The sequence below is a fragment of the Serratia quinivorans genome (genome assembly GCF_052113645.1).
Lineage (GTDB): Bacteria > Pseudomonadota > Gammaproteobacteria > Enterobacterales > Enterobacteriaceae > Serratia > Serratia quinivorans_B.
On the sequence record NZ_JBIEIU010000003.1, the window covers coordinates 14,685 to 37,841 of the forward strand.

Below are 23,157 nucleotides of genomic sequence, written 5' to 3' on the forward strand. Positions count from 1 at the left end.
TTAAAATCCCCCGAAAAAAGTGTTTGGATTGTCGCGCAGCATATGGTCAACCTCATGCTGAGGTATCCCTGCCTGCAATAACATAGGAACGAAAATATCAATGAGATAACTAAATCCTAACCCGCCATTCGCCGCCAGGTGGGAGCGTCGGGTGATATCCATGGAAAGCATGACCTGGCCCAATAACCCCCGTTGCGAAAGTGCCAGTAAGGTCGCGACACGTTTTTCATCCGGGTAGTAATCATTTTTTCCGATAGTATCGAATTGAATAAAAGCCCCGCTATCCGTAATACGCAGCAAGGTGTCCCACTGATCGCGCAAATCACAATGGCCAATAACGATGCGTTCCGCGGCGACACCGTGGCGCATTAATAGCTGCAGTTGTTCCAGGCCCATGGTGCTGAAACTGGTATGGGTGGAAATAGGTTTGCCGGTCGCCAGATGCGCCAATGCAGCGGCGTGGAATACCTTTTCTTCCGTAGGCGTAATAGTGCCTTCGCTGCTGCCAATCTCGGCAATAACGCTTGCGCGAAGCGCAGTGCCGTCAATGCCTTGCTCTATTTCGTCGATCATTTCTTGTGCCAGTTGCTGCACGCTGCGCTGCGCGACATGTGGCGGATAAAAATCCTGCTGGTAATAGCCCGTCGACGCCAGGATGTTAATGCCGGTTTCTTGCATCAAATCCAGCATAAATTGCGGATTGCGCCCCATATAGCGGTTTGTGACCTCAACCAGGTTCAATACGCCTTTATTGACCAACGCTTTCATTTCATCGACCAGCAGCGCGTAACAATCCAGTCGGCAATCCATGTTGTGTTTGAATGGCGACAGATCGATATGCAGATGTTCGTGCGCGTAGGTATAACCACGACGGTTAAATTGCGACGCAGGATTCATGGTTGCCCCTTATTGAGTTGTGAAAGGAAGGAATGGCCACTTTGCGGTGCCGGGGCACCGAAGGCGTCACAGACGGTGGCCCCGACGTCGGCCAGCGTTGAACGTTCGCCCAGGTACACCCCCTGAACGCCTGAGCGCCAGAACAGCAACGGCACTTTTTCTCGCGTATGACGCGCGTGGCCAATAGTCGGGTCATTGCCGTGGTCGGCCATGACCAGCAGGGCGTCATCGTGGCCGAGTAACGTCAGTAATTGGGCAAGATAGGTATCGATGAGCTGTAATCGTTCGGCATAGCGATCGCTGTCTTCGGCGTGGCCGGCGAGATCGGTTTCCTGAATATTGGTACAGATAAATGCCGGTCCTGGCCGTTGGGCCTCACGCAGCGTCAATTGCAGGATTTCTGTCGAATCGGCAATGCCCTGATAATTGATGCCATCAGGATTAATGACGATATCTGCGACTTTGCCAATCAATACCGTGGGCACGCCCACCTGATGCAAGCTGGCAGCGACTTGCTGGCTTTGATCAACGCCGTAACCGAGATGTACAACGGTAAAACCATGCTGATAAACCCCTGACTTGGGTGCATTTATCCCAACATACGTCTTTGCACTGGTCTGGGCTGCGTTGTGCAAGGCGTCATTACTGCCAATGTTGCCGCCAAAGACAATAACGCGGCCAACTTGCACCTGACTGCGCACGATGTCGCCGATGGCGCGAACGGTGGCGAAATCAATGGCATCCAAATTGGCGGTCACGTTGTAAACCTGGCCGGGATCGGTTTCGAGATTATCGCCGATGGCCACCGAGTCATTCACCCGCAGATAGCACAATCCCTCCTGCACCTCGACAGGTTCAACCCGGAATCCTGCATTATCGAGCGCCTGGGCGACCTGATCCCTGACCTGGGAAAAGGGCATCAGCAAGGGGGCGTTGGGCCGGGTGCCCATGATTTCCTGATGCCCCATAAAGGAGTCGGCACCCTGATGCTGCAAATTTGCACTGCCGTAGTTTGCTGCCGGATTAGGGTGCATGACATTGTCCGGCTGAAATCCCAATGCATTGATCAGCCCCAATTTCTCTAACGTTGGCAGCCGCAACAGGCGGTATTTTTTTAAGATGTGGCCACAGGTATTAGCCCCTGCATCGAGCGGCCGTTGGTGAACGACATCGTCCATGGCGCCAATGCCAAAACCATCTAAAACAATCACTACAAACTTATTCACCGGGCACCTCCAGAGTGGCTAAGCTTATTGCCTTGGCTGTCGAATACCCCGGCAAGCTGCGGGGTGCCCTGCGAAATACCGCACACCATGGCGACATCGCTGCGGGTAACAAAGATTTGTGTGCGAAAACACATGACGACTGCACTGCCAATAGGGAATTCGCCGCGCAACCCCAGGTAATAATCGATGCTGTGGTCCTCTGGCGGTATCACCTCGGTTTGGTGCACCTGGCCGTTTGGCGTGAATACCAGCGCGTACTGCACGTGGCTGCGGCGATAGTGTCCACCGCCGTAACAAAAACTGAGTTGCTGATAATGATGGGAAATTTCAGTGATATAGAGCATCGCCAGGCGTTCCGGCTCCGTGCCAAAGACGTTAGCCGGGAAGGTCCCGGTAAACGCGTGTCCCGGTTCGATGTGGGTAACGCCAAGCTGCGCGAGCATCGCCAGTGAAGAGCAACTGTTGGCGGAGGGCGCATTGATCTGCTGTATTTGGAAACCGGCCTGACGCAGGCGGGTCACCGCTTCAATCAGGGTGGCAAAATTGGCGGTCGTCTGGGGGATATCGCCGGCTTTATGACTGAGCAAACAGGGGAAGTGGGTAACGCCGGCCACCTGCACATGTTCCAGTTGCGCTATCTGCCTGGCTGCGGCCACTACCTCATCAAGGGGGAAACCGCCTTCTTGCCCTGGGTAGAGGAGATCCCCCTGATGATAGACTTTAAGCAGCAAAGGTTGCGTAATACCCAGTTTTTTCGCCTGCTCAGCGATGGAGCGCGCTTTTTCCACAGAAAATACGGTAAGCACTTCTGGCTGTTGAGCCAGAATGGCAGCGATTTCCCCCTCGGGGATCTGAACCAGGTGCCCGGCGTGGCAGAGGGGAACTCCGTGTTGAATTAACTGCTGCGCCTCTTTGAAGTCGACGGCGGCGGCTCCCGGAAAACCCTGATCGATAATGCGCTGACATAGCCACGGGTTACGCCCGAATTGTTTACTCATGACGTAAGGCGTCAGGTGATTTTGCTGTGCGGCTTGCAGTATGCACCGGGCATTTTCCTCAACGGTATCGACATCGATCACATAACTGTCCGGACGAAGGATACGTTGTTGCCAAAGTGAGACGGCCGCGCTGATCAACGCAGGATTTTGCCGTTGTAACGCAGTAATAAACATTGTTTCCTTTACTCCTGGTTTGTCTTCCTTGCGGCAAATATTCATTTAATTGAATATTTAAGATAAATTATTCGTGGCAGTTATGCTTTGCTCAGACTGTACCAATTGGCCAACAGATAGCCTTCTTCATCAGGGTGAAGTTTGACGGTAAAATTCTTCATCAGGGCATTATTAAGCTCACGCACTTCTTCCAATTTCCCGGCTTCCGCGATTTCCGCCAATATCTCGTCATCTAACGGTGAAACAGGCTGTTGCTGGCGGCAACGCATCAGTGCGTTAGCCATGTGCGCTATGGCCAACCAGCCTTGTTCCGCGGGTAAAGGGCGTTGGCAATGCTGTTGCAGTTGTTCGGTCACCGCCAGCATTCCCTGATAAATATCTTCATCAATCACTTTGGCTTGCCGCAGTGTGTCCAGACCCTGGTTTATCATGTTATATCCTCATTTTTTTGAATATATGAGCGAGAGGGTATGTGAGCCTATGACGGACGACAACGGAGAAGTGATTATTACTTGAACAAGATCACAAATATAGCGAGGCGCCGCTTGCGACGCCAGGGGGATCCACGCTCGTTTACTTATCATAAGGCGTGTCGTATCCGCCAAAATCATAAACATATTGCAGGATAGCCGTTTTGTTTTCATCGGCGTGATTTTCATGATTGACCAACAGGGCGACGACGCCTTCCGCTCCGCGTAAATGCGCGCCTGCCAGCAAACCCGATAGGCTAATGGCGACCTCATCGGGGCGGTCACCCGGAGGCGCTAATCGTGGCTGGCATTTGCTCCAGCGCAGAGTCTTTCCCAGATAATCACTGAGGGTTTTTCCGTGGCCAGACAACTGTAAAACAATATTTTGGTATTTATTGTCGAAATGGTCACGGGCAATAAACTCCTGTTTGTCTGGGTTGATGACATCGTCAAAAGAGTTAATGTCATGCTTGCCGGTAAATGTTCCTCGCCAAGTATTGACGTCGGTGATGTGGATTTTGCCTTCAGGGAGTACCATGATTTTATCGCGTACGCCATTGGACCAATTACTGACATCTACGTCTGAATAATACATGGGCAAGTTTTCTTTATCATAATGATGATAATAACCGAGATCCCAAAGATCATGTTCACTGAATTGATAACCGACAAAACCCAAGTAATTCATCACGGCGTATTGCATTTTGCGGAACATTTCGGGGTCGCTAGATCCGCGGGTATAGTATTTATCAATTCCCAGCTTGATGAAATAGCCCTTTATTGATGTGGTACTGAGCAAGGGAACCCCATCTTTGTCGCGAATGACGCGCCCAGGATATTCAACCTGTTGATAACTTACCGCTTTATCATCCTCATAATGTGCATCGTAATAGTTGGCTTCCAGCGGATCGATAGAGCATTCAAAAGTTCTTATTGCGGTAAGGAAATCCGTGTAGTCACCGTGATTATATTTATTCTCGCGTTTCATTTTATTCATTCCTTCTCTATATGCCTAAAATCGTGGATATAATGTCTGGAACTAAAAATACGCCGTTATTTTATACCTATTGATGGGCATTAATATGGACGAGAGGGTTTTATTGGCAGGAGGCTGTAAATGAATATTGGCATTAATTATATACAAATATAAATTAATAAAACGGTTCCTCCTTGCCTGATACGACATTTTGCTGATGCTGCAGCAGGTGTTTTTTGTCAACCTGACGTGCCACAAGGCTTTGAATCAGGGTATCGTCGCTGCGGACCAGCAACACGGCTTCGGAAGCCTGAATATAGTAGGGGTGGCCTTGCAAGGGGATAGCAACCAGGGTATTGCTGGTAAAGTTTTGCACCACATTCCAGATGGCTGCATCGATATTGCCTTTTTCTATTTGATTTAAGCAGTCGTGATAAGGCGTATCGACATATTGCATCTCTTGCCCACCAAAGTAGAGCTCGGACAATTGGCGCTGATCGGGCGATCGCGAGTCCAGGCCCACGCGGCGGATGCTATTTTCTTCGCCCCGGCGGTAAACCATCTGATGGCCGGAAACATAAGATCCCGCGCCTAACTCCAGAGCAATACGGGCTTTCCCGGCCTGCAAGACTTGCCTGGCGGCCAAATGGGAGACTACGGCCATATCGTATATGCCATCCAGAAGACATTCGATACGTACGCTGGCTCCGCGCATATGCGCGTAGTAAAGCGGGATTTGCCCAAACTGTATTTTCAGGCCACTGGCCAAACCTTCATAAAGTTTGGTGTAGGGGAGTGGCATGGCGCAGACCATATTGCCAATATCGGCTTGCGCCAACAGCGCCTGATAATTTAACTGGTTTAACTGCGTCCCGTTGCGGCCACGCCGTTCCAACTGGATACAACCGCTGTTTTCCAATGATTTGAGGGCGTTTTGGACAATGCCGACCGAGAGACCAAAACTTTCAGAGAGTTCGTCGATAGTGCGTAACCGGTTCATCGGCTTCTCATCCAGCAAATATCTGGCAAGCTGGATAATCGCAATACCTTCTTTCTTAATGAATTTGTCTCTCATTGGCGGCTCATTGGGGCGATGGAACCTATAATATTCGATTATTTGAAGGTTTAATGCAACGGCGTTGCTCAGTTTTAACGTACGCCGCCGTATTCCAGGCTGATCTCTTTCGCCGCGTGGATCACCAAGGCGCCCAGCTCAATCACGCGGTTGTCGGTAATGCGTGACACCGGCCCGGAAATCGAGATAGCGGCGAAGGCTTCGCGGTGCTCGTCGAAAATGCAGGCCGCCACGCAGCGCAGGCCGAGTGCATGCTCTTCATCGTCAAAGGAAAAGCCCTGCTTGCGGATCTGCGCCAGCCCTTCCTTCAGGTTGTGCGGCGTCAGCGTATGTGGCGTATAGGTTTGCATGCCCTTTTTATGCAGCAATTTGGTTACCTGATCGTCCGGCAAGGTGGAAAGAAAGGCTTTCCCGGCACCGGAGGCGTGCATCGGCAGTTTGCCGCCAATGGGCGCCGACATGCGCATCAGCGCAGTGCATTGCACCTGATCGATAATAATCGCCTGGTACTCGCTGGTATCCAGCACTGCCAGGTTAACCGTTTCGCCGGATTCTTCCATCAAACGACGCAGCGTGGGGTGCACCATCGCCAGCAGGTTACGGCTTTGCAGGAAGCTGCTGCCCACCACAAAGGCGTGTGAGCCGATGGTCCACAGGCCCAGATCGCCGACCTGACGCACGAACCCTTGCTGTTGCATGGTCGAAAGCAGACGGTGAGTGGTGGAGTTCGGTAGCCCGGCCTGTTGGGCCAGGTCGGTCAGCGCCACATTGCCCTGAGCTTCGGCAATATATTCCAATAATTTCAGGCCACGGGTCAGCGACTGCACCTGGCCGGTCGCCGCACTGGCGCTCGGGGAGGCAGCGCGGGGCTTCTTGCCGCGTTTGGCGGGAACGGGGGTGACCATGATTCACATTCCTTTTTCCGTATGATGGAATTCATTTTCGTTTTTTACGCATGAATTGCAAGCCGTCAATCAGCTCATCGGATGTGTTGCCGGGTAACCTGAAAAACTCTCAATTACCGCTCGCCCCTTTGGCGGCACAACCTGTGCTAGGATGACTCGTTGGTTTTTGCAGCAATTGAGCGATGGGCTGGATCGGTAATTGAAGGGGCTACAGTGACAAATCGAGTAGAACAACTGCGCCGGCAGTTAGCGCAGCGAATTTTAGTGTTGGACGGCGGCATGGGCACCATGATCCAGAGCTACCGTCTGGAAGAGAGCGACTTTCGTGGTGAGCGTTTTGCCGACTGGCAAAGCGATCTGAAAGGCAATAACGACCTGCTGGTGCTGACCAAGCCCGAGGTCATTACCGCCATTCACTACGGCTATCTGGAAGCGGGAGCCGACATTCTCGAAACCAATACCTTCAACTCCACCTCCATCGCTATGGCCGACTACCATATGGAGTCGCTGTCCGCCGAGATTAACTATCAGGCCGCCTGTCTGGCACGTGCCTGCGCCGACGAATGGACCGCGCGCACCCCAGATCAGCCGCGTTACGTGGCCGGGGTACTGGGGCCGACCAACCGCACCGCTTCTATCTCGCCGAACGTCAACGATCCGGCGTTCCGCAACGTTTCTTTCGACGAGTTGGTGGAAGCCTACCGCGAATCGACGCGTGCGCTGGTGGAAGGCGGTGTCGATCTGATCATGATCGAAACCATCTTCGATACCCTGAATGCCAAGGCCGCCGCCTTTGCGGTGGAAACCGAATTCGAAGCCTTGGGCGTTGCGCTGCCGATCATGATTTCCGGCACCATCACCGATGCCTCGGGCCGTACCCTGTCCGGCCAGACCACGGAAGCCTTCTATAACTCGATGCGCCATGTCCAGCCGCTGAGTTTTGGCCTGAACTGCGCATTGGGGCCGGACGAACTGCGCCAATACGTTGCCGAACTGTCGCGCATATCGGAAAGCTACGTCACTGCGCACCCCAACGCCGGTTTGCCCAATGCGTTTGGTGAATATGACCTGGACGCGCAAGAGATGGCGAAACAGGTCGGCGAGTGGGCGCATGCCGGCTTCCTGAATATTATCGGCGGCTGCTGCGGCACCACGCCGGAGCACATCGCCGCCATGGTCAAGGCCGTGGCGGGTGTCCCGCCGCGCCAACTGCCGGAGATCCCGGTCGCTTGCCGTCTGGCGGGTCTTGAGCCGCTGAACATCGATGCCAAAACCTTGTTCGTCAACGTGGGTGAGCGTACCAACGTCACCGGCTCTGCTCGCTTTAAACGGCTGATCAAAGAAGAGAAATACAGCGAAGCGCTGGCCGTGGCTCGTCAACAGGTGGAAAGCGGCGCACAGATTATCGACATCAACATGGATGAAGGGATGCTCGACGCCGAAGCGGCGATGGTGCGTTTCCTCAACCTGATTGCCGGTGAGCCGGATATCGCCCGCGTGCCGATCATGATCGACTCCTCCAAATGGTCGGTGATCGAAAAAGGCCTGAAGTGCATACAGGGCAAAGGCATCGTTAACTCCATCTCGATGAAAGAGGGCGAAGAGGCCTTTATTCATCACGCCAAACTGGTGCGTCGTTATGGCGCCGCGGTGGTGGTGATGGCGTTCGACGAAGTGGGCCAGGCCGATACGCGCGAGCGCAAATTCGAGATTTGCCGCCGCGCCTATAAAATTCTGACCGAGCGCGTCGGCTTCCCACCAGAAGACATCATTTTCGACCCGAACATTTTTGCCGTCGCTACCGGTATCGAAGAGCATAACAACTATGCTGTCGACTTTATCGAAGCCTGCGCCGACATCAAAACCCACCTGCCGCACGCGATGATTTCCGGCGGCGTGTCCAACGTGTCGTTTTCATTCCGTGGCAACGATCCGGTGCGTGAGGCGATCCACGCGGTGTTCCTGTATCACGCGATCCGCAACGGCATGGACATGGGGATCGTCAACGCCGGGCAACTGGCGATCTACGATGATCTGACGGCCGAACTGCGCGACGCGGTGGAAGACGTGATCCTCAACCGCCGCGACGACGGTACCGAGCGGTTACTGGAACTGGCGGAAAAATACCGTGGCAGCAAAGACAACGAAGTGGCGGTGCAGCAGGCGGAGTGGCGCGGCTGGCCGGTCGAAAAGCGGTTGGAATACTCGTTGGTAAAAGGCATTACCGAGTTTATCGAGCTGGATACCGAAGAGGCCCGGCAAAGGGCGGATCGTCCGATCGAAGTGATCGAAGGGCCATTGATGGCGGGCATGAACGTGGTCGGCGATTTGTTCGGCGAAGGCAAAATGTTCCTGCCGCAGGTGGTGAAATCCGCCCGCGTGATGAAACAGGCGGTGGCCTATCTGGAGCCGTACATTGAGGCCAGCAAGCAAAAAGGCTCTACGGCGGGCAAAATCCTGCTGGCGACGGTGAAGGGCGACGTGCACGACATCGGCAAGAATATCGTCGGCGTGGTGCTGCAGTGCAACAACTACGAAATTGTCGATTTGGGCGTGATGGTGCCGACGGAGAAAATCCTGAAAACCGCACGCGAGCAGAACGTGGATATTATCGGTTTGTCCGGGCTGATCACTCCGTCGCTGGACGAGATGGTCAACGTGGCGAAAGAGATGGAGCGTCAGGGCTTTACCCTGCCGTTGCTGATCGGCGGCGCTACCACCTCCAAAGCCCATACCGCGGTGAAGATTGAGCAGAATTACAGTGGCTCAACCACTTACGTACAAAATGCCTCGCGCACCGTGGGCGTGGTATCGGCCTTGCTTTCCGACACCCAACGCGACGACTTTGTGGCGCGTACCCGCAAAGAATATGAAACCGTGCGTATCCAGCACGCGCGTAAAAAACCGCGTACCCCGCCGGTTGATCTGCAAAAGGCGCGTGCGAACGCCATGACGCTGGACTGGGAAAATTACCAGCCGCCGGTGCCGAAGCAGCTGGGCGTTTACCCGGTTGAAGCCGGCATAGAGACGCTGCGCCATTATATTGACTGGACGCCGTTCTTCATGACCTGGTCGCTGGCAGGCAAATACCCGCGCATTCTGGAAGATGAAGTGGTGGGTGAAGAGGCCAAGCGGCTGTTCGCCGACGCCAACCAGATGCTGGATATGCTGGCCGCCAACGGCAGTCTCAACCCGCGCGGCGTTTACGGCCTGTTCCCGGCCAACCGCGTCGGTGACGACGTTGAAGTGTATCGCGACGAAAACCGCGATGAGGTGCTGGTGGTCAGCCGCCACCTGCGCCAGCAGACCGAAAAAACCGATTTCCCGAACTACTGTCTGGCCGACTTTGTTGCGCCGAAAAGCAGCGGCAAGGCCGACTATTTCGGCGCCTTCGCGGTGACCGGCGGGCTGGAAGAGGATGAACTGGCGGCGGCCTATGACGCGCAGCACGATGATTACAATAAAATCATGGTGAAAGCGTTGTCCGACCGTTTGGCGGAGGCTTTCGCCGAGTATCTGCATGAGCAGGTGCGCAAGTTGCACTGGGGCTTTGCCACTGACGAGAACCTGAGCAACGAAGAGCTGATCCGCGAAAATTACCAGGGCATTCGTCCGGCACCGGGTTATCCGGCCTGTCCGGAACACACCGAGAAAGCGGAGATCTGGCGATTGCTGGACGTTAACCGCCATACCGGCATGGTGTTGACCGAGTCCTTCGCCATGTGGCCTGGGGCGGCGGTGTCCGGCTGGTACTTCAGCCATCCGCAGAGCAAATACTTCGCGGTGGCGCAGATCCAGCGCGATCAGGTGGAAGACTATGCGGCGCGCAAAGGCATGAGCGTCAGCGAGGTTGAACGCTGGTTAGCACCTAACCTCGGTTACGACGCCGACTGATCCTCTCCTTGATGGGCGCAGCAATGCGCCCATGTCATTACAGCGCTTCGACGTCAATGTGCAACGCATCATAACGCCAATATTCCAGGTCACAATCAATCACCCGATCGTGCTGATCGCGGTTAACCCGGGTAATAAACAGCGCCGGGCTGCCGTAGGTCACCTTCAGCATGGCGGCCGCTTCTTGCGACAGCAGGGTTGGCAGCATCTCGAAACGTACCCGCCCGTAGCGAATGCCGTAGCGTTCGGCGTACAACCCGGTCAGCGACTGGGTTAAATCCTCCTCCAGAATGCCGGCAAAGTAGGCCGGGTTGAGGTAGTGCTCGCAATACAGCACCGCGCGGCCATCGATGTAGCGCAACCGACGAATGCGATAGACCTCGGTACCGGGCGCCAAGGCCAGCTTTTGGCTCAGGTCGTCGCGCAGCGGCACGGTAGCGCTGTCGATCACCTCGGTATGGGCATCACGCCCTTGCTGTTGCGCCATGGCGTGGAAGTGGCTGCGTTGCAGCGGGTTGTAGATCAGCCGGGGCGGCGAGATAAACCAACCGCGCCTGACCTGACGATAAATCACGCCCTGGGTCTCCAACTGGCCGAGCGCTTCCTGCAGCGTAATGCGGGTCGTGGAAAACTGTTCGCTCAGAGCGCGTTCGGAAGGCAGCTTGCCGCCGAGGTTGAATTCGCCGCTGGCTATCCGGGCGTTCAACGTCTGGCAGATAATCGCCACGGTTGTCGGTACTTCACTCATGCTACAAATGCCCCATTTCAGTGCGCTTTACCCGTCGTCTTTCAAGCTACAGCGTTGTTACCTGCACTCGCTCACCCCAGTTACTTAACTTTAGTAAGCGCCTGGGGATGAGCGAGCTGGGCGCCTAGCTGCAACTTGAAATTCATAGGGTATGGCCCCGCTAAAGGTAGATCAACGGAGGACTGACGGACACGCCAAATGCGATAAAACCGCTGCTTTTTTAGACTGACATATAATTATCACATTCGTCCGTTAGATTGGCTTGGTTCTTGCTGGACTAGTCCAGTCACTTCCACACTACCACCCGGAGCATCAGTTATGAAACCTTTGTGCGCCTCTGTGTTAACCAGCGTCATGGTCCTGACCAGTCAAATGAGCTGGGCTGCCGATTCCGATCTGGCGGCGCTGGAACAGGCTGCCAGGAAAGAAGGGGAAGTTAACAGCGTCGGCATGCCGGACAGCTGGGCCAACTGGAAAGATACCTGGCAGGATCTGCTGAGCAAGTATGGGCTCAAGCATGCCGATACCGACATGAGTTCGGCACAGGAAATCGCCAAGTTCGATGCGGAAAAGAGCAATGCCACGGCGGATATTGGTGATGTGGGAGCGGCATTCGGCCCGATTGCGGTACAAAAAGGAGTGACCCAGCCGTATAAGCCTTCCACCTGGGAGCAGGTGCCTGACTGGGCTAAAGACAAGGACGGCCACTGGGCGCTGGCCTATACCGGCACCATTGCCTTCATTATCAATAAAAAACAGGTGAAAGAGATCCCGCACAGCTGGGCGGATCTGTTGAAGGGCACTTACCAGGTGACCATTGGTGACGTTGGCACCGCTTCGCAGGCGGCCAGCGGCGTGCTGGCGGCAACCTATGCGATGGGCGGCAATGAAAAGAACCTGAAACCGGGTCTGGAGTTCTTCGGCAAGCTGGCCAAGGCCGGGCGTTTGAGCCTGAGCAACCCGGTGATCGCTTCGCTGGAGAAAGGCGAAGTGCAGGTTGGCGTAGTGTGGGACTTTAACGGGCTTAACTACCGTGACCAGATCGACAAAACCCGTTTTGAAGTGCTGATCCCGTCCGACGGCTCCATCACCTCCGGCTACACCACCATTATCAACAAATACGCCAAACACCCGAACGCTGCCAAGCTGGCACGCGAATACATCTTCTCCGATGCCGGTCAGATCAATCTGGCACGGGGCTATGCCCGTCCTATCCGTGCGGAGCATCTGACGCTGCCGGACGACGTCAAAGCCAAACTGCTGCCGACGGAACAGTATAAAAATGCCCACCCAATCGCCGATCCGGCGGCCTGGGAGCAGAGTGCCAAAACGCTGCCGCGTCAGTGGCAGGAGAACGTCATTATGTTTATGCAGCAGTGAGTTAAGCCATTATGAAAACCATCCTCGTGCTGCTGGACGGGCTGAACTATCAGGTGGCGCATGACGCCATGGGCTATCTGCAGGCCGAATGTGCGGCAGGACGCGGACGGTTGTATCTGTTGGAGAGCGAGTTACCCTCGCTCTCCCGGCCGCTGTACGAATGCATCCTTACCGGTGTGCCGCCGGTGGAGAGCGGCGTGGTGCATAACCAGGTGTCACGCCTTTCGCATCAGCAAAGCGTGTTTCACTATGCGCGCGCCGCGGGCCTGACTACCGCTGCGGCGGCCTATCATTGGTTCAGTGAGCTGTACAACCGTACCCCGTTCGACGCCGCGCGCGATCGTCATACCGACGATGCCGAGCTGCCGATCCAGCACGGCCATTTTTATTACGACGATCGCTACCCGGATTCCCACCTGTTTGACGATGCGGAAAGTTTGCGCCGCCGTCATCAACCCGATTTCTTGCTGATCCATCCGATGAACATTGACGACGCCGGGCACCGTTTTGGGTTGTCCTCACCGCAGTACCGCAATGCAGCGCGCCATGTCGACGGCGTGTTGTCGCGCTATTTGGCCGACTGGTTGAACGCCGGTTATCAGGTGATGGTCACCGCCGATCACGGCATGAATGACGATCGCAGCCACGGCGGCGTGTTGCCGGAAGAGCGGCAGGTGCCGCTGTTTGTCTTCGGCGACGCATTCAGCCAGAACGACGCCAACCCGCAGCAAACCGACCTGTGCGGTACTCTGTGCGAAGTGTTGCAGGTACCGCACGACAAGCCGCGCTGCCGTGCGTTGTTGGCATAAGGGTGAGTATGAAAGCCAAGTGGATTGCCGCGCTGTGCCTGCTGCCGTTCATCCTGCTGTTCGGTGCGTTTCAAATTGCGCCGCTGGTGTGGATTGCCGTCAGCAGTTTTTTCAGCCAGACCGGCGGCTGGGGGCTGGGCAACTATGTTGATGTGCTGACCTCGCCGTTCTATTTGCAGGCGTTTCAGTTCTCGCTGGAGATCTCTCTCTGGTCGAGCGTTTACGGGCTGTTGATTGCATTAGTTGGCAGTTACTCACTGCGCCAACTGGGCCAGACGCGGTTCCATGATTTTGTGATGTCGTTTACCAACATGACCAGTAACTTCGCCGGGGTGCCGTTGGCATTTGCCTTCGTCATCCTGCTGGGGCTGAACGGTTGCCTGACGTTGCTGCTGCGCAAATATGGCCTGATGGAGAGTTTTAATCTTTACTCCAAAACCGGGCTGATCGTGCTTTACACCTACTTCCAGATCCCGCTGGGCGTATTGTTGCTTTACCCGGCGTTTGACGCATTGCGCGAAGACTGGCGCGAATCGGCATCGCTGCTCGGCGCCAGTCCTTGGCGCTATTGGCGGCATATCGGCTTGCCGGTATTGGCACCGGCGCTGATGGGGACCTTTGTCATCCTGCTGGCCAATGCATTGGGGGCTTATGCCACGGTGTATGCGTTGACCACCGGCAATTTCAACGTGATCCCGATCCGTATATCGGCATTGGTGGCGGGGGATATTTCTCTCGATCCTAACCTGGCCAGCGCGCTGGCGATGCTGCTGGTGGCGATGATGGCGTTTATTACCCTGATCCATCAATGGCTGTTGCGCAGGAGCTACCTCAATGCGCGCTCATAATTTAGCGGAGGGCGGTCATGTCGCGTTTTGAAACCGGCTATCACCGTGTGGTGAGCGGCCTGTTGTTGCTGATCCTGCTGTTGCCGCTGGCGGCGACGCTGATTTATGCGCTGGCCACCCAATGGGGGGCGACTATCCTGCCGGACGGTTTTACCCTGAAATGGTTGGTGGCGTTATGGTGCGATCCCCGTTTCCTGCTGGCGCTGTGGCATTCGTTGTTGATCTGCTTTGGCACCCTGGTGCTGGCGGTGGTGGTGATTTTGCCGATGATGTTTGTGATTGCTTACTATTTCCCCAAGCTGGACGCGGTGATGAACGTGCTGATCCTGTTGCCGTTTGCCGTGCCGCCGGTGGTGTCGGCGGTCGGACTGATGCAACTGTTCGCCGCCGATCCGCTGCCGCTGTTGGGGACGCCGTGGATCCTGATCGGCTGTTATTTTTCCATTGCGCTGCCGTTTATTTACCGTGCCATCAGCAACAACATGCAGGCGATCAATCTGCGCGACCTGATGGATGCCGCGCATCTGTTGGGCGCCAGCACCTGGCAGGCGGCGCTGTTGGTGGTGCTGCCGAATTTGCGCAAGGGCGGGATGATTGCGGTGCTGCTTTCGTTCTCTTTCCTGATTGGCGAATTCGTCTTCGCCAACCTGCTGGTGGGCAGCCAGTATGAAACGCTGCAGGTTTACCTCTATAACATGCGCAACGGCAGCGGCCATTTCACCAGCGCGCTGGTCATTTCTTATTTCGCCGTGGTGCTGATTGTCACCTGGTTGGCGAATTTGCTGAATAAAAATAAGGGCTAACCGCATGGCTTATCTCAATGTCACCCGCCTCAATAAACATTATGGCCAGACCCAGGTGTTTCAGGATATCGACTTCACCGCCGAGGAAGGCGAGTTTGTTACGCTGCTCGGGCCAAGCGGCTGCGGTAAATCCACGCTGCTGCGCTGTCTGGCGGGGCTGACCCCGGTCGACAGCGGGCAGATCCTGCTGCAGGGGCAGGATCTGGTGCCGGTCTCCCCGCAAAAACGCGGTATCGGCATGGTGTTCCAGAGCTATGCGTTATTCCCGAACATGACCGTCGAAGGCAACGTCGCGTTCGGTCTGAAAATGCAAAAGTTGGCCGCCGGCCAGATCCAGCAGCGAGTACAAGAGGTGCTGGCGTTGGTGGAACTGACCGAACTGGCGAAGCGTTATCCGCATCAACTGTCCGGCGGCCAGTGTCAACGGGTCGCGCTGGCGCGGTCGTTGGTGACCCGACCGCGCCTGCTGTTGCTTGATGAACCCCTCTCGGCACTGGACGCGCGTATCCGCAAGCATCTGCGTGAACAGATCCGCCGGATCCAGCGCGAGCTGAACCTGACGGCCATCTTCGTCACCCATGATCAGGAAGAGGCGCTGACGCTGTCGGATCGCATCGTGTTGATGAATAAAGGGCAAATTGTGCAAAGCGGCGATGCGGAAACTCTCTACACCCAGCCGGCCGACGTCTTCGCCGCCGGATTTATCGGTAACTACAACCTGCTGAGCGCGGAACAGGCGACGGCTTTGACCGGCAGCCCTTACCACGGTAAGGTAGCTGTTCGGCCGGAGTCCATCACTCTGGTGCCTGCCGGGCAGGGGATCGCCGCGGTGATCCTCAACCACAGCCTGTTGGGCAACGTGGTGCGCTATCGGGTGAAGACCCGCGGCGTGGAGCTGCTGGTCGACGTGCTCAACCGTTCGGTCGACGATTTGCGGCCCGACGGCAGTGAAATTGGACTACACTTAGAAATTGTTACATTACGGGAAGTTGCATGACATCGCTGCGGCATTCAATGATAACTCCAGGGTAATTCCTGCCGTTGCGTTAACCCTCCAATAAGCGGTCTGCAGCCTGTTGCCGCTGTCCTGCCTTTATGCACGCCTGGCAGGCAGGATAGCCTGCTATACCCGTCGCCTTTCAAGCTGCAGGTGTGTTGGCAGCGCGGTCTCACCTCAGTCACTTACTTGAGTAAGCTCCTGGGGATCCACCCGCTTGCCGCCGTCCTGCAACTCGAAATTCATAGGGTATGGATTTGATTTTTCCTGCTGGCGTGAATGGAGCGTATTTTCCGTGTTGACCCTTCTTCACCTGCTTTCAGCCGTCGCGCTGTTGGTGTGGGGCACCCACATCGTGCGCACCGGAATTATGCGGGTCTACGGCGCTAATTTGCGCCGGGTATTGAGCGACAGCGTGGAGAAAAAACCGCTGGCGTTCGTCTCCGGTATCGGCGTAACCGCGCTGGTGCAAAGCAGCAATGCCACGGCACTGCTGGTCACTTCTTTCGTCGCGCAAGGGCTGGTGGGGCTGACGCCCGCACTGGTGATCATGCTCGGCGCCGATGTGGGTACCGCGCTGATGGCGCGGATACTGACCTTTGATCTCTCCTGGCTGTCACCGCTGCTGATCCTGGTCGGCGTGTTCTTGTTTCTCAGCCGCAAGCAAACCCGCGTGGGGCAAATGGGGCGGGTGTGCATCGGCCTTGGGCTGATCGTGCTGGCGCTGGAACTGATCGTGGCTGCCGCTACGCCAATCACCCAGGCGGCGGGCGTCAAGGTGCTGTTCTCGTCACTGACCGGCGATGTGATGCTCGATGCCCTGACCGGCGCGCTGTTCGCCATTGTCAGTTATTCCAGCCTGGCGGCGGTGTTGCTGACCGCCACCCTGACCGCCTCCGGGGTGATCTCGTTGAAGGTGGCGCTGTGCCTGGTGATTGGTGCCAATCTCGGCAGCGGCTTGCTGGCGGTAATCAACACCAGCGGCCAGAATGCCGCCGGCCGTCGGGTGGCGCTCGGCAGCCTGTTGTTCAAGCTGATCGGTTGTGTGCTGGTGCTGCCGTTTGTCTCTTACCTGGCCGACGTGATGGCCCGATTGCCCGGTGAAAACGAAGAGCTGGTGATTTACTTCCACGTATTTTACAACCTGATCCGTTGCCTGGTGTTGATCCCGTTGGCCGGGCCGATGGCGCGCCTGTGCGAAACGCTGATTGCCGACGTGGCGGCCGACGATCCCCGATTGCGGCCGCGACACCTTGATGCCAGTGCGCTGGATACCCCGACGCTGGCGTTGGCCAATGCGGCCCGTGAAACCCTGCGCATGGGCGACGTGGTGGAACACATGATGGTTCTGCAACGCGAAGTGCTGCACGGCAAACAAGGGCAGGATAAAGAGGTACGTCGGCTGGATGATGACGTCGACGTGCTGTATACCGCCATCAAGCTGTATCTGGCGCAGATCCAGAAAGAAGATCTGGGCGAGGAAGATTCTCGCCGCTGGGCGGAAATCATCGAGATGGCGCTGAACCTGGAACAGGCGGGAGACATTATCGAGCGGATGGCCGGCGACGTGGGATCGAAATCGCACGCCGCGCGACGGGCATTCTCAACCGAGGGGCTGGCAGAGCTGGATGCGCTGCATGAGCGGCTGATCGGCAATCTGCGTTTGGGGCTGTCGGTGTTCCTGTCCGGCGACCTTACCAGTGCCAAGCGACTGCGGCGCTCCAAGCATCGGTTCCGCATTCTTGACCGCCGTTACGCCCATGCGCACGTTGATCGCTTGCATCAGCAGAACGTGCAAAGCATTGAAACCAGTTCGCTGCATCTGGGGCTGTTGGGGGATATGAAACGCCTGAACTCACTGTTCTGTGCGGTGGCGTACAACGTGCTGGATCAGGATGAAAAGGATGATGAGCGTGAGTGGGAGGATACGCCCAGCACGCTGTAAAAAAATGTCCCGACTGCCAACAGCATTGCCTAGGCAAGAGTCTCCCTCTCCTGGGGGAGAGGGCCGGGGTGAGGGGCTTTCGTTTCGGTATGCTTCCTCTCACCCTAACCCTCTCCCAAGGGAGAGGGGACCATTTACTGCTAATTATTTACCCGAGAAAACACCTGCCTTGGCATCGGCGGCCTGGTTATTGATATAACCGCCGACCGGTGTCTCCAGGTTTACCACGCTTTTGCCGGCAATCCCCAGCAGTGCGCCGACCGAGGCCGCCGCGTCGAGGTGACCGCCGCCCTGATAGCGATTGCCCGCCACGTCCTGCTGTTCCAGTTTACCGTTACCCAGCGTCACTTCGCCTTGCTGGCTGCGGATCTCGCCACCGGTCAGACGGGTGGTGCCCTGTACGTTGAGCGCCACGTCGTTTTTCCCGTTAATGGCGGACTGCACGCCAACCGCATCGTTATTGACCACGTCGGCGTTGACCTTGAACTGGCCTTGCAACCCGGCGGGACCGGTCAGGCTCTCTTTGGATTTATTGCCAAGGAAGCGAGCGCCGCGATCCCATAACGGGGCCTTCTCTTTTTCGCCGACCTGCGTTTCCGGCAGGGTAACCTTGCCGTCGGCCTTGCTGAAGCTGACCGCACCGGTGGTGTCCTGCTGCGGATCGAGGCGACGAGCTACGCTGTTGTACTTGTCGGTGGTGGCGTCAGCGACCTTGTTGATACCGCCCTCCAGTTTCTCCTTCACCTTACCGGCGTAGTGTGGCGTACCCACTTTCGACAGCTTGGACGTGATGCTGCTGGCCGGATCGTTGGTGTGGCTCAGACCGACATCCACATTGACCTTCACGCTGCTTTCGCTGTCCTTGCGGCTCTCGACGCGCAGATCGCCGCCGATGTTGCCTTGCACGCTGTCGGCATCGATCCGGGCACCGGCCAGTTGGGTGTCTTTACCACTGTTGAGCGTGACTTCCCCGGCGCTAATCAGGCTGTTGCCCTGGGTGGTTTTTTGCAGGTTATCGACGCCGACTTTCACCCCGGCACCCAGGGTATGGGTATCACTGCCGCTGGTGGTATCCACCTTGCCGTTGGCGTCCTTATTGAAGGATTGGCCGCCTTTGGCGTTAGCCTTCAGCCCCAGGTTCCAGTTGTTTTTCTGCTCCCGGTTTTGCACCGACTCCAGCACCACGCCGCCGTGCTCGGCGTTCAGACCAACGCTGCTGCCTTTGACCTCGGTGCCCTGCAGATGCACGGCCCGATCGTCGTGACCTTTGGCGGTAATGGTCACTGCGCCGCCGCTGGTGATTTTGCCACCTTGCTGGGTCGTCGAGGACTCATCTACCTTGGCAAGGTCAAACGTGCCGCCGAGGGAAAGGCCGCCCGCGCTCTTTTTGTCGCTATCGGTGCTGTTGCCACCGATATCGATATTGCCGGAAAGCGTATCGTCCTTACGGGTCTGCTGCGATTGAGCTGCCTGGAGCGCGACCTTGTCTCCCGCTTTCAGCGAAACGTCGCCTTGGCTGGTAACATTGCTGCCCTGCAGCGTCAGCCCACGACCGGCATCCAGTTCTACGCCCTGTTTGCCGCCGATGTGGCTGACTTGCGCGCTGCTGCCGTCACTCTTCCCATTGCTGTAACCGCCGCCCAGCCCAAGGCCGACGCTTTTGGTCTCCGGAGTGGTACCGCCTTTGGCTGAGACTTTGACGTTGAAACCATTATGGCTTTCATGGCTGGTATCGGTGGCCTGTTCGAAACGGATGTTGCCGTCTTCCGCCTTTACCTTAGCCTTGCCGTCGCCGGCATCCAACGAGGTGCCCTGATACACGGCGTCTTGCTTGACCTTGATGTCGATGCCGTTGGCAGCGGTGATGCTACCGGTAACCGCCTGGCTACCGGAGCTTTCACTGTGTTTATTGCCGCCTTCACCTTTGGCATCGACGGTCAGATCGCTGCCGGTGGTGGTATAAACGCGCACGCTGGCGCCGCCGCGAGTTTCGCTGCTGCTTTCCTGCCGGCTGTTTTTCGCCGCTTCACTGTGATGGCTATCGGCTGTCAGCGCTACGCTGCCTTGAGTCGCCTGATACTGTGTTCCGGTATCCTGCAATTTTCCGCTGGCTTTTACGTCGATGGATCCGGCGGTAATCTTGCTGACCACGGCTTGCGAGCTGCTGCTGTTCTTTTCGCTGCTGCCGCCATTGGCGCCAATATCCAGCCCGATATTCGGTGCGCCGATAGCGCCGATCTCGTTAATCACGCCGTTGGCGTCGAGCTTGGCGACTTTGCCTACCGCACGTTCTACCGGGCGGGTGACAGCGCTGTAATCGACGTTGGCACCGATGTTTACGCCGACGTCGGTTTTAGTGGTGTGGCTGCTTTCGCTGTCGACGGCGGCCAGATGATTAACACTGTTGGCATTCTCCTGATATTTGCCGCCGACCTGGTGTTGTGCACCTTGCTGGGTCAGTTTGTTTTTGGCGTTAATCGTCAGATTGCCCGCGATATCACTGCCCGACGTCACCGCCTGGCTGCTTTCCGCGTGCGTTTTGCCGTGCTCGTAACCCCCTTCGATGCCGGAACCGGCTTTATCGATGCCGCCGGTGTAGTAGAACCCGCCGCCGACTTTGGTTTGTTCGGTATCGCGGGTGGTTTTGTTGTCGGCGGCCAGGAAGGAGACGTTATCGCCGCTGACGCTGGCGTCCCCCTGAGTGGTTATCAGTTTAGAACCGGTGAAGGTTACGTCTTTGTCCGCTTTCAACGCTACGCTGCCGCCACTTAACGTTGACGACTGCTGTTCGCTGCGGGTGGTTTTCTCGCTGTCGCTAGTGTGCTCGATGCGTACACCGGCGCGGTATTGCTTATCACCTTTCTCGTTGGCATAGCCGTTGATGGCGAGTGCGGTTTTCTGTTCATCAATGCGTTGCTGCTGCTCCCCGGCGCTGACATTGATATTGCCACCGGCATTGACCTCCAGTTTACCGGTGCTGGTCACCAGGCTGCCCACCACGTCGGTATCCTGTTTGCTGACCAACTGCAGGTTGGTATCGGAAACCAGTTCGCTGGCGGTGGATTGTTGATGGCTGTTATTGGATTTTTGCGAACTGCTGGTGATGTTGAAGGCCGTGCCGGTACGGGCATCAATCTTGTCAACCGTGGTGCTGAGGGCATTATCGATGCGCAGGCCGCCGGCGGTGGCCTCGACAAAACCGCCTTGCTTGCCCCTTGCCTTACTGCCGGTAATGGTGACGCCCTGCTGACCGTTAAGTCGCAGAGTGCTGTCGGCCGTCAGTTCGGAGGCGTTACTGACTTCACGGAGGTTGCTGTTGTCCTGGTTATTGCCGCCGCCGATGCCGCCCCAGGAGGTTTTATTGTCGCGAACGGTTTTCGCATTGGCGGTCTTTTGCACATCGATGTTGATGCTATCGTTGGCGTTGACCGTCAGGTTGTTACCCGCATGGGCTTTGGCCCCTTGAGTCAGCAATTTGTTGCCGGCTGTCAGGGTCAGATCGCCACCGGCGCGCAAGTCGCTGGCCTTCAGGGTCTCAGTTTCGTTGCTGTTGCTCCAACGGCCGGTACGCAGGCTGGAAGTATGGTTACGCTGATACCCGCGCTCGCTGGTTTTATCCCGTTCGACCAGCCCGCTGAGCTGCACATCGCGTTTGGCCTCGATGTTTAGCGCATCGCCCGCCGTCACACTGGCGCCCAGCAACCTCACATCCTGCCCGGTGGCGGTCAAGGTGGCATTTTTGCTGGCGTGGACACTGCTGCCGACCTGCTGATGTTGTTCATTCTCACGGGTCACATCATACTGCCAGGATAACCGCCACTGTTCGTTGGTGTGGCCCTGAGTCTGCTTCAGTTGCTGGCCGTCGAGCGTCAGACTGGCACCTTGCAGTGTGATTTCGTCGCCGCGAACGTCGGTGGCGGTCAGGTGGTTACTGTTATCGGCCACCAGGCTGATATTTTTGCCCTTGAGTTCGGTGCGCGCCAGCTTCTGGCCGGTGCTGCGGTCATTGATGTAGGTACCTCCGAACCAATTCCGGTAATTTTCACCGCTGTTGCGGTTGCTGCTGTTTTCATTGACCCGGCTTTCGGCGCGAATGTCGTAAGCTTTCACCCGGATCTGATCGTCGCCCTGCAGTTTGCCCGCCAACTTCACGCCGCTGCCTGCCGCAGTATTGATGATATTGATACGTCCCGCCTGCATGCTGCCGAGATAGTAGCTGTCCAGTGCGCCCAACGGTTGCTCGCTGCTGAGCACCTGCGCATCGCGTGAGACGCGGTTATTACCGCTGATGGCATTGATATCCGAGCGCATTTTGCCGCTTTTTTTGTCGTAGGCCGGCGTGACGATCACCTCGCCGCGGCTGTCGATTCGCGGTGCGATCAAATCCAGCACACCGCCGACATTCAGCTTGCCATCAAGGCTCAGGGCGTTGCGATTGCCCAGCGTGCTGTAGCCCTGCAGCATGCCGTTTTCCACCAGGGGGTTACCCACCACCAGCGACGAGCGGCTGGTATTGATAAAACCGCAGCCACTGCAACTGATGCCGTTCGGGTTAGCCAGCACGTAGTCGGCCGCCATGCCGAAGATTTCTTGCTGTCCGTGCAACAGCGACGGGTTACGGCTGATCACTTCATTGAGGATCACGCTGGCCGCCTGACTGTTCAGGTTCGGGTTGGCGCCCAGTTGGCCGGCCAACTGAGACAGTCCTGCATCGAGCGAGTTATTCAGTACCGCGCCGGGTTGGTTGACGTTGAAATCCTGATACTGGTTATGTGACAGCCCGTGATCATTAGGCGTCACGATATTCACCACCTGTGCGCCGTTACCGGCGGTTGAAACGCCAGGTCCGTTAGCGCCGTTGGCCGCGACGATCTCACCGGCGTAAGCGCTGCCGAGCGAGGCGAGAATGATCGCCAGTGAAGCGGCCAGCTTCCCCGCGCCTGAAAGCCTGAAGTTATTATTTTTCATCCATGTATCTCCATATATCGCTGTGGTAGTGCAAAAAAACGCTA

At 56.5% G+C, this 23,157-nt stretch carries 16 protein-coding genes; 7 read left to right on the forward strand and 9 right to left on the reverse strand.

The window, feature by feature from the left end:
* The 7 genes from ACGS9J_RS07460 to iclR form a co-directional block, all read right to left on the reverse strand.
* The gene (locus tag ACGS9J_RS07460; protein WP_442230329.1) at positions 1-897 is read right to left on the reverse strand and encodes a phosphotriesterase-related protein; all 897 of its coding nucleotides are present in this window, start codon (positions 895-897) and stop codon (positions 1-3) included.
* Positions 894-2,123: a phosphopentomutase gene (locus tag ACGS9J_RS07465; RefSeq protein ID WP_442230330.1), complete on the reverse strand. Its 1,230-nt coding sequence runs from the start codon at positions 2,121-2,123 to the stop codon at positions 894-896. The genes ACGS9J_RS07460 and ACGS9J_RS07465 overlap by 4 nt, the downstream gene beginning before the upstream one ends.
* Positions 2,120-3,295, reverse strand: a complete 1,176-nt coding sequence (locus tag ACGS9J_RS07470; RefSeq protein WP_442230331.1) for a YhfX family PLP-dependent enzyme — start codon at positions 3,293-3,295, stop codon at positions 2,120-2,122. Before ACGS9J_RS07470 ends, ACGS9J_RS07465 begins: the two co-directional genes overlap by 4 nt.
* 80 nt (positions 3,296-3,375) lie before the next feature.
* Positions 3,376-3,726, reverse strand: a complete 351-nt coding sequence (locus ACGS9J_RS07475) for a hypothetical protein (protein ID WP_442230332.1) — start codon at positions 3,724-3,726, stop codon at positions 3,376-3,378.
* A 142-nt stretch (positions 3,727-3,868) separates the two neighbouring features.
* On the reverse strand, positions 3,869-4,753 hold the full coding sequence (locus tag ACGS9J_RS07480; RefSeq protein ID WP_442230333.1) for a hypothetical protein: 885 nt from the start codon (positions 4,751-4,753) through the stop codon (positions 3,869-3,871).
* A 163-nt stretch (positions 4,754-4,916) separates the two neighbouring features.
* On the reverse strand, positions 4,917-5,816 hold the full coding sequence (yhfZ, locus tag ACGS9J_RS07485; RefSeq protein WP_442230334.1) for a GntR family transcriptional regulator YhfZ: 900 nt from the start codon (positions 5,814-5,816) through the stop codon (positions 4,917-4,919).
* A 74-nt stretch (positions 5,817-5,890) separates the two neighbouring features.
* Positions 5,891-6,721, reverse strand: coding sequence for a glyoxylate bypass operon transcriptional repressor IclR (iclR, locus tag ACGS9J_RS07490; protein WP_442230335.1), 831 nt, complete (start codon positions 6,719-6,721; stop codon positions 5,891-5,893).
* A gap of 198 nt (positions 6,722-6,919) precedes the next feature.
* Here iclR and metH point away from each other — a divergent pair, with 198 nt between their 5' ends.
* Positions 6,920-10,615, forward strand: a complete 3,696-nt coding sequence (gene metH, locus ACGS9J_RS07495) for a methionine synthase (protein WP_442230618.1) — start codon at positions 6,920-6,922, stop codon at positions 10,613-10,615.
* A gap of 37 nt (positions 10,616-10,652) precedes the next feature.
* On the opposite strand, the gene ACGS9J_RS07500 is transcribed toward metH, so the two are convergent.
* Positions 10,653-11,363 carry a UTRA domain-containing protein gene (locus ACGS9J_RS07500; RefSeq protein ID WP_442230336.1) on the reverse strand — a complete coding sequence of 237 codons (711 nt, stop codon included), beginning with the start codon at positions 11,361-11,363 and terminating at the stop codon, positions 10,653-10,655.
* 318 nt (positions 11,364-11,681) lie between these two features.
* Between ACGS9J_RS07500 and ACGS9J_RS07505 the strand changes: the two genes are divergently transcribed.
* The 6 genes from ACGS9J_RS07505 to ACGS9J_RS07530 all read left to right on the forward strand — a co-directional run bounded on the left by ACGS9J_RS07505 (position 11,682) and on the right by ACGS9J_RS07530 (position 18,145).
* The gene (locus ACGS9J_RS07505; protein WP_442230337.1) at positions 11,682-12,743 is read left to right on the forward strand and encodes an ABC transporter substrate-binding protein; all 1,062 of its coding nucleotides are present in this window, start codon (positions 11,682-11,684) and stop codon (positions 12,741-12,743) included.
* A gap of 11 nt (positions 12,744-12,754) precedes the next feature.
* The gene (locus tag ACGS9J_RS07510) at positions 12,755-13,552 is read left to right on the forward strand and encodes an alkaline phosphatase family protein (RefSeq protein WP_442230338.1); all 798 of its coding nucleotides are present in this window, start codon (positions 12,755-12,757) and stop codon (positions 13,550-13,552) included.
* Between the two features lie 8 nt (positions 13,553-13,560).
* A complete protein-coding gene (locus ACGS9J_RS07515) occupies positions 13,561-14,400 on the forward strand; it encodes an ABC transporter permease (protein WP_442230339.1) in 840 nt (279 codons plus the stop codon).
* 17 nt (positions 14,401-14,417) lie between these two features.
* Positions 14,418-15,203, forward strand: a complete 786-nt coding sequence (locus tag ACGS9J_RS07520) for an ABC transporter permease (RefSeq protein WP_442230340.1) — start codon at positions 14,418-14,420, stop codon at positions 15,201-15,203.
* A 4-nt stretch (positions 15,204-15,207) separates the two neighbouring features.
* A complete protein-coding gene (locus ACGS9J_RS07525; RefSeq protein ID WP_442230341.1) occupies positions 15,208-16,200 on the forward strand; it encodes an ABC transporter ATP-binding protein in 993 nt (330 codons plus the stop codon).
* Positions 16,201-16,495: 295 nt separating this feature from the next.
* Positions 16,496-18,145: a Na/Pi cotransporter family protein gene (locus ACGS9J_RS07530; protein ID WP_442230342.1), complete on the forward strand. Its 1,650-nt coding sequence runs from the start codon at positions 16,496-16,498 to the stop codon at positions 18,143-18,145.
* 144 nt (positions 18,146-18,289) lie between these two features.
* Here the strand turns inward: ACGS9J_RS07530 and ACGS9J_RS07535 are convergent, their stop codons facing one another.
* Positions 18,290-23,113 (reverse strand): hemagglutinin repeat-containing protein, encoded by a 4,824-nt coding sequence (locus ACGS9J_RS07535; RefSeq protein WP_442230343.1) that lies wholly within the window; start codon positions 23,111-23,113, stop codon positions 18,290-18,292.
* Positions 23,114-23,157: the final 44 nt, after the last annotated feature.